Annotated in this window: 13 protein-coding genes and 1 pseudogene; 7 read left to right on the forward strand and 7 right to left on the reverse strand. The window is 67.4% G+C overall.

All coding sequences use genetic code 11. From position 1 onward, the window contains the following. Positions 1-6: 6 nt before the first annotated feature. A complete protein-coding gene (locus DFR69_RS11840; RefSeq protein ID WP_110037488.1) occupies positions 7-756 on the forward strand; it encodes a DUF427 domain-containing protein in 750 nt (249 codons plus the stop codon). On the opposite strand, the gene DFR69_RS11845 is transcribed toward DFR69_RS11840, so the two are convergent. Together DFR69_RS11845 and DFR69_RS11850 are read right to left on the reverse strand one after the other, a co-directional pair. Continuing rightward, on the reverse strand, positions 757-1089 hold the full coding sequence (locus tag DFR69_RS11845; RefSeq protein WP_110037489.1) for a hypothetical protein: 333 nt from the start codon (positions 1087-1089) through the stop codon (positions 757-759). It abuts the gene before it with no gap. Between the two features lie 2 nt (positions 1090-1091). Further along, positions 1092-2267 (reverse strand): 3-ketosteroid-9-alpha-monooxygenase, oxygenase component, encoded by a 1176-nt coding sequence (locus DFR69_RS11850; RefSeq protein ID WP_110037490.1) that lies wholly within the window; start codon positions 2265-2267, stop codon positions 1092-1094. Between the two features lie 194 nt (positions 2268-2461). On the opposite strand from DFR69_RS11850, the gene hsaA reads away from it, so the two are divergent. Genes hsaA through hsaB form a run of 4 tightly spaced genes read left to right on the forward strand, consistent with a single transcriptional unit; the run spans position 2462 to position 5997 of the window. Next, complete coding sequence (gene hsaA, locus DFR69_RS11855; RefSeq protein WP_110037491.1) at positions 2462-3625, forward strand: 3-hydroxy-9,10-secoandrosta-1,3,5(10)-triene-9,17-dione monooxygenase oxygenase subunit; 1164 nt, start codon at positions 2462-2464, stop codon at positions 3623-3625. Between the two features lie 3 nt (positions 3626-3628). Further along, complete coding sequence (hsaD, locus tag DFR69_RS11860) at positions 3629-4501, forward strand: 4,5:9,10-diseco-3-hydroxy-5,9,17-trioxoandrosta-1(10),2-diene-4-oate hydrolase (protein ID WP_110037492.1); 873 nt, start codon at positions 3629-3631, stop codon at positions 4499-4501. Then, positions 4498-5403: an iron-dependent extradiol dioxygenase HsaC gene (gene hsaC, locus DFR69_RS11865; protein WP_110037493.1), complete on the forward strand. Its 906-nt coding sequence runs from the start codon at positions 4498-4500 to the stop codon at positions 5401-5403. Before hsaD ends, hsaC begins: the two co-directional genes overlap by 4 nt. 18 nt (positions 5404-5421) lie before the next feature. Further along, entirely contained in the window at positions 5422-5997 is a 576-nt protein-coding gene (gene hsaB, locus DFR69_RS11870; protein WP_110037597.1) for a 3-hydroxy-9,10-secoandrosta-1,3,5(10)-triene-9,17-dione monooxygenase reductase subunit, read from the forward strand. A gap of 70 nt (positions 5998-6067) precedes the next feature. Here the strand turns inward: hsaB and DFR69_RS11875 are convergent, their stop codons facing one another. Next, complete coding sequence (locus DFR69_RS11875; RefSeq protein ID WP_110037494.1) at positions 6068-7321, reverse strand: saccharopine dehydrogenase family protein; 1254 nt, start codon at positions 7319-7321, stop codon at positions 6068-6070. Between the two features lie 31 nt (positions 7322-7352). Between DFR69_RS11875 and DFR69_RS11880 the strand changes: the two genes are divergently transcribed. Together DFR69_RS11880 and DFR69_RS11885 are read left to right on the forward strand one after the other, a co-directional pair. Beyond that, positions 7353-7940, forward strand: coding sequence for a TetR/AcrR family transcriptional regulator (locus DFR69_RS11880; RefSeq protein WP_110037495.1), 588 nt, complete (start codon positions 7353-7355; stop codon positions 7938-7940). A gap of 84 nt (positions 7941-8024) precedes the next feature. Continuing rightward, positions 8025-8576: a YdeI/OmpD-associated family protein gene (locus DFR69_RS11885; protein ID WP_186817425.1), complete on the forward strand. Its 552-nt coding sequence runs from the start codon at positions 8025-8027 to the stop codon at positions 8574-8576. 61 nt (positions 8577-8637) lie between these two features. On the opposite strand, the gene DFR69_RS11890 is transcribed toward DFR69_RS11885, so the two are convergent. From DFR69_RS11890 to DFR69_RS11905, 4 genes and pseudogenes are all read right to left on the reverse strand, one after another. Then, on the reverse strand, positions 8638-9306 hold the full coding sequence (locus tag DFR69_RS11890; protein ID WP_308633201.1) for a GNAT family N-acetyltransferase: 669 nt from the start codon (positions 9304-9306) through the stop codon (positions 8638-8640). A 222-nt stretch (positions 9307-9528) separates the two neighbouring features. Further along, complete coding sequence (locus tag DFR69_RS11895; RefSeq protein ID WP_110037498.1) at positions 9529-9822, reverse strand: helix-turn-helix domain-containing protein; 294 nt, start codon at positions 9820-9822, stop codon at positions 9529-9531. A gap of 215 nt (positions 9823-10037) precedes the next feature. Then, the gene (gene dmpG / locus DFR69_RS11900) at positions 10038-11084 is read right to left on the reverse strand and encodes a 4-hydroxy-2-oxovalerate aldolase (protein WP_110037499.1); all 1047 of its coding nucleotides are present in this window, start codon (positions 11082-11084) and stop codon (positions 10038-10040) included. 12 nt (positions 11085-11096) lie between these two features. After that, positions 11097-11390, reverse strand: a pseudogene (locus DFR69_RS11905) (acetaldehyde dehydrogenase (acetylating)); the annotation flags it as partial.

Raw genomic sequence — 11390 nt, forward strand, 5'->3', positions numbered from 1 at the left:
GGTAAGGTGACTGATGCCGGGCGGTGGCGGCCGCGGATCGCAGGGAGTCCCAAGCGGGTGCGGGTGTATCTGCGGGGGCGGTTGGTGGCCGATACACTGCGGCCGTTGCTGGTTTGGGAGGCTCCCTACTACCCGACGTATTACCTACCCTTGGTCGATATCAGTGCCGATCTGGAACCGAATGGGGTTGGTGAGCACCACAACGGTCGAGGTACCGCGACGGGGTACGACGTGGTCATCGACGGTTTACGTGCCGACGGTTCGGCTATACGGTATCTCGATTCGCCATATCCTGACCTGAAAGACGCTGTGCGCCTGGAGTTCGACACCTTCGACTGGTTCGAGGAGGACGAGCCGATCTTCGTCCACCCGCGCGATCCGTATTCGCGGGTCGACATCCTCGGCAGCTCACGAAATGTGCGCGTGGAGATCGACGGCGTCACGGTCGCCGACTCGTCCTCGCCGCGCATCCTGTTCGAAACCGGTTTGCCCGCACGGTATTACCTGCCGCTTCCCGATGTGCGGATGGATCTGCTCACCCCGTCCGACACGCACACCAGCTGCCCGTACAAGGGCACCGCCGACTATTGGAACGTGCGGATCGACGACAAGGAGTATCGCGACATCGTCTGGATCTACCGCACGCCGCTGCCGGAGAGCCAGAAGATCGCGGGCCTGGCCTGCTTCTACAACGAGAAGGTCGACATCTATCTCGACGGCGTCCGCCAGGACCGCCCCGACTCTCCGTTCAGCTGACTACTCGAGCACCTCGATCACGCCCTCGTCGACCGCCCACTTGATCGACTTCTCCAGCGAGGGACACGAATCCGGCCGCCCCGGCCGTGGGCCCTTCGCGTTGAGCGCGGCGAAGACCGGGCAGTGCGTCTCAGGCGGTTCGGTCCACTGCACCGAGGTCTGATGCGCGCTGGACTTGCGCACCAGCACCTCCGACGAGCAGGCCTGACACCGCAGCGGTGTCAGGCCCTCGTCCAGATAGCGCTGCTTGTCGACCGTGGTCTGGGCCCGCACCGCGGCCTGCCGCGCGGGCTGATCGGCGAAGTCGGGTGCCTTGGCCCAGGTCGGTGACATGGCTACACGCCCGCTTCCTCGGACTCGGCCCGGCGGCGCAGGTTCTCCGCCACCTCGGCCTCCCACGCCTCGTTCGCCTTGGTCGTGTCGACCTCGAACTCGAAGCGCTGCGTCATCTTGTCGGTGACATCGGCGACGTCCACGTAGAACTGGTCGTACCAGCGGCGCAGCTGGTAGACCGGGCCGTCCTCCTCGCACAGCAGCGGATTCTCGACCTTGGACTTGTGCTTCCAGATCTCGACATCCTGCAGGAAGCCGTCACCGAAGAAGGTGGTCATCGTCTGCGCCAGCTTGGTGGCGGTCGCGTCGTCGATGCCCTTGGGCTTCTCGACGGTCAGGCCCCATTGCAGCACGAACGAGTCCTGGGTGACCGGGTAGTGGCAGTTGATCAGCACGACCTTCATCTCGTACCCGCTGTAGATGTTGATCAGCGGGTTGATCATGTAGGACGGACCGAAGTAGGAAGCCTCCGACTTCAGCAGCGTCTCACCGCCGTGCTTGGCCGCCATGCCCACGTCCGGGCGACCCTTGGTCTCCAGGAACTGGGTCGCCACGTGGCCCTCGAAGACGTTCTTGAAGTACGTCGGGAAGGCGTAGTGGATGTAGAAGAAGTGCGCCATGTCCACGACGTTGTCGATGATCTCGCGGCAGTTGGCGCCCTCGATCAGCAGCGAGTTCCACGTCCAGTCGGTCCAGCCGCTGTCGTGGGTCTCGCTCGGGTTGCCCTCGGCATCGGTGTACACGCCCTCGATGTGCGGGATCGTGACCTCCGGCGGCGGCTCGTTGCCCTCGTGGTCGTGCCAGATGAACAGCTGGCCGTTGCGCTCGAGCGTCGTCCACTTCCTGGTGCGGGCCAGGGGCGGCACACGGCGGCCGTAGGGGATCGACGTGCACTTGCCGCTGGCGCCCCAGCGCCAGTCGTGGAACGGGCAGGCGATGTCGTCGCCCTTCACCGTGCCCATGCTCAGGTCGCCGCCCATATGCCTGCAATAGGCGTCGAGCACGCGGATCTCGTCGTTGGTGTCGGTCCAGACCACGAGCTTGGTCCCGAAGATCTCGACCGCGTGCGGCTTACCGTCACGGAACGTCTTCGCGAGGCCGACACAGTGCCAGCCGCGCGCAAACCTTGTCGGCGTTGTGCCGACATCGAGTTCCCTCACCTTGGGGTTGACTGCCATCCCGAACCCTCCTTGTTCACTAGAACACGTTACAAAACGAGGCCGCTTCACGCCAGCTGTCCAGCGAACTTCGCTCCACGCCCTTGTTATATCCGAGGTGGGGCTATGTTCTCGACAGAAATGAGAACCTGTTCTAATCTCAGAGTCGAACAAGAACCGGTTGTCGATCCGACAAGGCAGGAGCGGGCTCCGAAATGACGCAAGAAGTGACCGAACGGGTCGAGGCACTGCTGCCGACACTGCGTGAACGTGCGCAGGAGGCCGAGGACCTGCGCCGCATTCCCGACGAATCCATGAAGGCGCTGCAGGAGACCGGCTTCTTCCGGCTGCTCCAGCCCAAGCAGTGGGGCGGCCACGCCGCCGACCCGGTGGTCTTCTACGACACCGTGCGCAAGATCGCCAGCGCCTGCGGCTCGACCGGTTGGGTCGCCGGCATCATCGGCGTGCACAACTGGCACCTCGCGCTGTTCGATCAGCAGGCCCAGGAAGACGTCTGGGGCGAGGACACCGATGTGCGCATCTCCTCCTCCTACGCCCCGATGGGCGCGGGCCAGGCCGTCGACGGCGGCTACATCGTGCGCGGTTCCTGGGCCTGGTCCTCGGGTTCGGACCACGCCACCTGGGCGGTTCTCGGCGGTCCGGTGATCAAGAACGGCAAGCCGGTCGACTTCGGCTCCTTCCTGATCCCGCGCTCGGACTACCGCATCGATGACGTCTGGAACGTCGTCGGCCTGCGCGGCACCGGTTCCAACACCGTCGTGGTCGAGGACGTCTTCGTCCCCACGCACCGCTTCCTGAGCTTCCGCGCCATGAGCGAGGGCCGCGCGCCCGGCCTCGCGCAGAACCCCGACGCCGTCTACAAGATGCCGTGGGGCACCATCCACCCGACCACCATCTCCGCGCCGATCGTCGGCATGGGCTACGGCGCCTACGAGGCGCACGTCGAGCACCAGGGCAAGCGCGTGCGCGCGGCCTTCGCCGGCGAGAACGCCAAGGACGATCCGTTCGCCAAGGTGCGCGTGGCCGAGGCGGCCAGCGACATCGACGCCGCGTGGCGTCAGCTCTCGGGCAATGTCGCCGAGGAGTACGCGCTGCTGCAGGCGGGCCAGGAGGTGCCGTTCGATCTGCGCGTGCGCGCTCGCCGCGACCAGGTCCGCGCGACCGGCCGGGTGATCGCCTCGATCGACAAGCTCTTCGAGTCCTCCGGCGCGACCGCACTGGCCAACGGCACACCGCTGCAGCGCTTCTGGCGCGACGCGCACGCGGGCCGGGTGCACGCGGCCAACGATCCCGAGCGCGCCTACGTCATGTACGGCACGCACGAGTTCGGCCTGCCCGTCACCGACGCCATGGTGTAGCCGATGACCCAGACCGCTGAAATCACGTATGAGTCGACCTCCCGCTTCGCGCAGGTCACCCCAGAGCTGAAACTGCACTACCACGAGGCAGGTGTCGGCAACGGTCCCACGATCGTGCTGCTGCACGGCGGCGGCCCCGGCGCCTCGGCGTGGTCCAATTTCGCCCGCAACATCCCGGTGCTGGCCGAGAACTTCCATGTGATCGCGCTGGATCAGCCCGGTTTCGGCAAGTCCGACAAGCCGGTCGATCACCCGCAGTACTTCGTGCACGCGTCCACCGCGCTGCTCGCGCTGCTGGACCACCTGCAGATCACCGATCGCGTGCACCTGCTGGGCAATTCGCTCGGCGGCGGCACCTCGGTGCGCTTCGCGCTGGACAACCCCAAACGCGCGGGCAAGCTCGTGCTGATGGGCCCGGGCGGGCTGAGCACCAACCTGTTCGCGCCCGACCCGACCGAGGGCGTCAAGCTGCTCTCGGCCTTCAGCTACGCGCCGACCAGGGAGAACCTGGAGAAGTTCCTGCGCATCATGGTCTTCGACCAGTCGCTGATCACAGAGAGTCTCATCGACGAGCGGTTCGCCCAGGCGAGCACCCCGGAGTCGCTGGCGGCCATGCGCGCGATGGGCAAGTCCTTCGCGAGCGCCGACTTCGAGAAGGGCATGCTGTGGCGTGACGCGTACAAGCTGCGTCAGCCGGTGCTGCTCATCTGGGGTCGCGAGGATCGGGTCAACCCGCTCGACGGCGCGCTCGTCGCCACCAAGGTCATCCCCCGCGTGCAGCTGCACGTGTTCGGCGGCTGCGGCCACTGGGCGCAGCTGGAAAAGTTCGACGAATTCAACCGGCTCACGGTCGATTTCCTCGAGGAGAAGCAATGAGTATTCGTGCCCTCGGCTACATGCGCATCGAGGCCACCGACATGGCGGCCTGGCGCGAGTACGGCCTCAAGGTGCTCGGCATGATGGAGGGCTCCGGGAACAATCCCGACGCGCTCTACCTGCGCATGGACGATTTCGCCGCGCGTCTGGTGATCGTCCCCGGCGAGCAGGACCGCCTGCTGGTCTCGGGCTGGGAGGTCACCGACGCGCGCGGCCTGCAGCAGCTGCGCGAGACCCTGGACAAGGCCGGGGTCGACTACACCGAGGGCACCAAGGAAGAACTGGGTGAGCGCCGCGTCGAGGGCATGATCCGGTTCGAGGACCCCTCGGGCAACACCCTCGAGGCGTTCTACGGCGCGCAGTACCTGGGCCGCCGCTTCGTGAGCCCCTACGGCCACAAGTTCGTCACCGCCGAGCAGGGCCTCGGGCACGTGGTGCTGACCTGCACCGACGATGCCGCGGCACAGGCGTTCTACCAGGACGTGCTCGGCTTCCGGCTGCGCGACTCCATGCGGCTGCCCCCGCAGATGGTCGGCCGTCCCGCCGACGGCGATCCGGCCTGGCTGCGCTTCTACGGCTGCAACCCGCGCCACCACGCGCTGGCGTTCCTGCCGCTGCCGAACCCGACCGGCATCGTGCACCTCATGGTCGAGGTGGAGAACTCCGACGATGTCGGCCTCTGCCTGGACCGCGCGCTGCGCAAGAAGGTGAAGATGTCGGCCACCCTCGGCAGGCACATCAACGACAAGATGCTGTCCTTCTACATGAAGACCCCGGGCGGCTTCGACATCGAATTTGGCTGTGAGGGACTGGAAGTCGACGATGACGACTGGGTGGCCCGCGAATCCACCGCGGTCAGCCTGTGGGGTCACGACTTCACCGTCGGATTCAAGCAGGACTAGGGAATGGCGGCGACGGACATGACCGAACAGACACCGGCGATCGACGGCCGGCAATTCCGTAATGTGCTGGGGCAGTTCTGCACCGGCATCACCGTGATCACCGCACTCGACCCCGAAGGGGAGCCGATCGGGTTCGCCTGTCAGTCCTTCGCCGCGCTCTCCCTCGATCCGCCGCTCGTGCTGTTCTGCCCCACCAAGGGGTCGCGCTCGTGGGCGGCGATCGAGGCGGCGGGCAAGTTCTGCGTGAACGTGCTCGCCGAGGAACAGCAGCCGACCTGCGCGCGCTTCGGCTCCCGCGAGGCCGACAAGTTCGCCGGCGTCCCCTGGCACACTTCGGAGCTGGGTGTGCCCGTGCTCGACGATTCGCTGGCCACCATCGAGTGCACGGTCGACTCTGTGGTCGACGGCGGTGACCACTACATCGTCATCGGCCGCGTGCGGTCGCTCGCGGAATCGGCAGGCACCAACGGCCGCCCACTGCTGTTCTACCGCGGCCAGTACACCGGCATCGAACCGGACAAGACCACGCCCGCGCCCTGGCGCGCGGACCTGGACCACTTCCTCACGACGACCAGCCTCGACACCTGGCTGTGAGTTCCGAAAGCCCCGTTCGTCTTCCGGCGAGCGGGGCTTTCGTATGTCGTCAGGCGCTCCGCTGGATGGCTCAGTGGGCGGCGAGCAGGGCCGTGAGGAGTGCGGAGGACAGGGCCGCCGAGTTCGTTTCGGGGCTGGACCAGCTGCGGGTGGTGATCGTCATCGCGTTCGGGTCCGGGGCGCCGATGCAGCGTGGGGCGAAGGCGGTGAAGAAGCGATCCGCGTCGAGGAGTGTCTCGGGGGCGTGGACACCCGGCTTCGGGGCGTCGGCCATGAGCAGTGCGCCGACGGCCAATGGGACACCGGTGTTCTCGGCCATCGACAGGCCGGGGACCTGGCACAGCGCGGTGGCCGCTGTCGCGGCTGCGCCGTCGCGCAGGCCGGTGGCCATGGCGAACAGGGGCGGGAGGCCGCCTGCCGCGACGAGCGTCGCCGGATCCGCGGGGAGCAGGCGCTCGATACGGGCGGCGAGGCGGGCCGCGCGGTCGAGAGTCAACAGCCGGCGATCGATGGTCCAGCGCAGCGCGCGCAGGGCGGCCGCGGTCAGGCGATCGGCGACGACCACCGAGGTCGCTTCGCGCAGGCCGGGGAAGGCCAGCGGCAAGGTGATCGCCTCCGGGTGACCGAAGCTGCGGCCCACGCCGATGCCGAGTCCGGGGTAGTCGAGCCGGAAGCGTTCCAGCGCAGGACGTTCGGCGCGAGTTCCGTTGCGAGTGACCGGGATGTCGCCGCTGAGCTGGCGAATGCCGTGGACCACGGCGGCACTCGGCTCGGCGGCGGTTCGACCGGCAGCGGACGACCCGGCTGTCGGAGTCGACGGCCCGGCCTGGACGGGTTCGGTGCGAGCGGAGTGGATGTTCCACCCGGTGATCAGCTCGTCGACCTGGTCGAGCTCGGCACCCGCCCGCAATGCGAGCAGGTTGGCGACGCCAGGGCTCGCGCCCATCCCGAGCAACGCGGTCACACCCGCCGCCTTCGCCCGCGCGTCCAATGCCAGCATTTCGATGGTCGGCTCAGGATCGTCGCAGATGTCGATGTAATCGCAGTGCGCGTCGATGGCGGCGGACAGGATCGGCGGGCCGAAGCGGAAGTACGGGCCGACCGTGTTCACCACGAGATCCACCTCGCGCAGTGCCGCCGCGAGCGCCGGGCCGTCGGTGACGTCGAGCTTTCGTGCCTGGACGCCGAGTTCCCCGGCCACCTCGCGCGCCGCCGCCTCGTCGCGATCGGCGATCGTGAGACTCGTGATCCTGCTGTCGCCGCACAGGACCCGCGCCGCGACCCGTCCCATCTCCCCTGCCCCGCCCAGTGCCAGAACTCGCATGTCAGCCTCCCCGTCGAATATATTGACTATCATGACAGTAAATAAAGTCGGCCGACCGAGCAAGGCCAAGGAACGGGGTGCGCAGATCCTGCGGGCCGCGCGCTCGGTGGTCGCGGCCGACGGGTTCGCGAACACGACGCTGTCGCGAGTCGCCGCGGCGGCGGGCGTACAAAGAACCTTGGTGCTGCACTACTTCGGCAGCCGGGACGGGCTCATGCAGGCGTTCATCACCGACGCCGTCGCCGAGTACGGTGACACCCTGCTGCGCCTCGGCGCCGACGCTCCGATCGAGGATCGCGTGGCGCGGATGTTCGAGCCGGGCGCCTACGCGCAACGCGACGATCTCGTGGTGTGGTGCGAGCTGGTCGCGCTCGCCGCGAGGGAACCCGTTGTCCGCCAACGACTCACCGAGCTGTGGAACGAACGCTGGCTACCCGGCCTGGAGCATCAACTCAGCACCGCCTACCCGGCGGCATCGCCCGAACAGGTCGCCGCCACCGCCTACGCTCTCGCCTGCCTCTTCGAAGCCCATTGGGCCTTCCATCTCCAGGGCGTTGACCGAGCCGAGCACGCCAAGCAGGGCGCGCACACCTTGCTGAGGGCGCTCGCCAACGCCTGACCTTCAGTCGACCGCGACAGCCGCTACCTTCGTTGCGAGAAAACTGCTCATTCGGTGAGCACTTTGGCGAGCAGGATGGTTCTCATGAACGCGACCATCGACTTCATCACCTGCGCCGACGCCGCCGAATGGGAGGCCTGGCTGGCCGGCAATCACGCCGACGCGGGCGAGGTTTGGGTACGAATCGCCAAGAAAGGCGCCCCGGAGCCCTCGGTGACGATCACCGAGACCCTCGACGGCGCCCTCTGCTACGGCTGGATCGACAGTCACCGCCGCGGCCTCGACGCCCATCACTACCTGCAGCGCTACTCCCCCCGCCGTGCCCGCAGCCCCTGGTCGCAGGTCAATGTCGAGAAGGCCGAGGCGCTCATTGCGGCCGGGCGGATGCGGCCCGCGGGTTACGCGGCGATCGAGGAAGCGAAAGCCGACGGGCGCTGGGCCGCCGCCTACGAACGCCAGCGCACCGCCGAAACCCCACCCGACCTCCTCGCCGCCCTCGACACCGTGCCCGCGCGCCGCACCACCTACCACGCTCTCAGCCGCTCCGAGCAATACCGCCTCTTCCTCCCGATCCTCAAGGCCACCGACCCCGCCACGCGCGCGAACAGAATCGCCCAGGTAATCAAGGCCTTGTGAGACAACCGCGCCCTTGTCGGGGTGGGATGGCGTTCGCAGCTGAGTGGAGGCTGCCCGGTGGTCACACCTCTTTGACGAGGACCGCGCGGGTGTAGAGGAGGGAGAAGCCGCGGCCCTGGGCGTTTCGCTGCGACTTGGAGCCGGGCTGGGTGGTGACGACCGCGAGGTCGCAGCCGTCCGCGGTGGCTTCGGTCAGCCGGGCGGACAGGAGAGCGGTCTGGACACCGTGTCGGCGGTGGGCGACCAGTGTCGACGCGCCCGCGAGCGAGGCGATGCCGTCGGCGACGCGCATGTTCGCCGCGCCGGCGGGCACGCCGTCGCGGTAGGCGATATAGATCCGGGTGTCGCCATGGGAAGCCATGTCTCGCATGACCGCGGCCAAGGCCTCGCGCGGGAATTCCTCGTGCGCGGGGAGCCCGTCCTCGTCGGGATGGGCGAATCCGTCGACGACGACATCGAGCCACGTGTCGAAACCGTCCTCGTCCGCCCGGCGAACCTCGACGCCGGCCGGCGCCGCCCAGACGCGCCCGGCGAGTTCGATTCCGAGCACGTCCTCGAACGACATGAGCCGGTACCCACGCCCTGTCAGCTCCGCCCCGATCCGCGGATCCGCGATATGCGCCAATTCGACCTGCACCGGCGCCCCCACCGCCGCATAGGCCGCCTCGACCTCGTCCCATTCCGCCGAGGACGGAATTTCGCCGAACCCCACCCCGACGACCTTGTTCAACGGCGATCCCGGCTCCGCGAAACAAGCGGCCCCACCACCGAACTCCCGAACGAAGCCGCCAGCGCCTCGCCCTTCCGCCGCCCGCACCGCCCCGACAATGGCATCGACCTCCGCCCGCTCGACCCGAGCCACTGACCGGCTCCCACCGAACGACGCCCCAGCGATTTCATCCATGGTCAACTTATATCCCCCGTGTCCAGGGATTTTCGCCCCGCGCGCCGGTCAGGCAACCCGTGGACGCACCTGAACCACGAGGTCAGCGTCGAGCGCTCGAGCCAGACGCTCGAGTACGGGCAGACTCGGCACCGTCCCGCCTGCTTCGAAACGCGCGACCGCGGACTGAGTCATGCCCGCCGCATCCGCCAGGACGGACTGACTCCAGCCACGGCCTTCGCGCATCCCCCGAATTGTTCGACCGAGCTCGAAGGCAAGCCGGGCGGCGTCGTAGGCCTCGGCCGCGCCGGGCTCCTGCATACGCTGATCCCGCAGATCAGCCCAATCGCTACGCTCCGTCATCGTTGCTCTCCTCCAAGCTTCTCGAGCCATTCGCGCACCTCTGGTTCCAGTTCAACGCTACCCCAACCCATAGCATTGATGCTATATCGATAGCGGAATGCTCATGCTGAATTGGCATGAATCTCGTGACGGGGCGCTCACGCAACCCATCGGCAGCTGCTGCAAAGCGAACCGGCGCGACCCGTGGTCGGTCACGCCGGTTCGCTGGGTGTGGATCAGGCGGTGGTGGCTTCGCGTTGGAGTTCCAAGGCGATGTCGATGAGCTGGTCTTCCTGGCCGCCGACGAGTTTGCGTTGGCCCGCTCGGACGAGCATTTCGGCGGCGGAGACGCCATAGCGTTCGGCCTGGCGTTCGGCGTGGCGCAGAAAGCTGGAATAGACGCCCGCGTAGCCCATCATCAAGGCCTGGCGGTCGAGGAGGCATTCCGACGGCATGGCGGGGCGGACGACGTCTTCGGCGGCGTCGGTGACGGCGAAGAAGTCGACGCCGGTCTTGATGCCGAGTTTGTCGCAGACGCCGATGAAGGCTTCGACGGGCAGATTGCCCGCGCCCGCGCCGAAGCGGCGGGCGGAGCCGTCGATCTGGGTGGCGCCGGCGCGCACGGCGTAGACCGAATTCGCCACGGCGAGGCCGAGGTTCTCGTGGCCGTGGAAGCCGACCTGGGCGTCGTCACCGAGCTCGGCGACCAGCGCGGAGACGCGATCCGAGACCTGTTCGAGGACAAGGGCACCGGCGGAGTCGACGACGTAGACGCACTGGCAGCCCGCGTCGGCCATGATGCGGGCCTGCTTGGCCAGGTTCTCCGGTGTGGTGGAGTGGGCCATCATGAGGAACCCGACGGTCTCCAGGCCGAGGTCACGGGCGTAGCCGAAGTGCTGGATGGAGACGTCGGCCTCGGTGCAGTGGGTGGCGATCCGGCAGATGGACGCGCCGTTGTCCTGGGAGATGTTGATGTCTTCCTTGATGCCGACGCCCGGCAGCATGAGGAAGGCGATCTTGGCCTGCTTGGCGGTCTCCGCGGCGGCCTTGATCAGTTCCTGCTCAGGGGTTTTGGAGAACCCGTAGTTGAACGAGGACCCGGCCAGGCCGTCACCGTGGGTGACCTCGATGACCGGCACGCCGGACGCGTCGAGGGCGCCGACGATGTCGCGGACCTCGGTCACGGTGAACTGGTGGCGCTTGTGGTGCGAGCCGTCACGCAGCGACGTATCGGTGACGCGCACATCGAGTTCGCCCGAGAAGGGCTGCAGGATGTTGTTCATGGTCGAATCTCCTTACACCCGAGCCGAGATGATCTGATCGGCCAGCACATCGCCGACCTTGGTGGCCGCGGCCGTCATGATGTCGAGGTTGCCCGCGTACGGGGGCAGGAAATCGCCGGCGCCTTCGACCTCGACGAAGATCGACACCTTCGCCAAGCCGCCGGACACCAGCGACGGGTCGTCGAACTGCGGGTCGTTGAGCAGCCGGTAGCCGGGCACGTACTCCTGGATCGATTTCTCCATCGCGAAAATACTGGCCGCGATCGCGTCCCGGTCAGCGTCTTCGGGGATCGCGCAGAAAATGGT

This window comes from Nocardia neocaledoniensis, assembly GCF_003182135.1.
Taxonomy (GTDB): Bacteria; Actinomycetota; Actinomycetes; order Mycobacteriales; family Mycobacteriaceae; genus Nocardia; species Nocardia neocaledoniensis.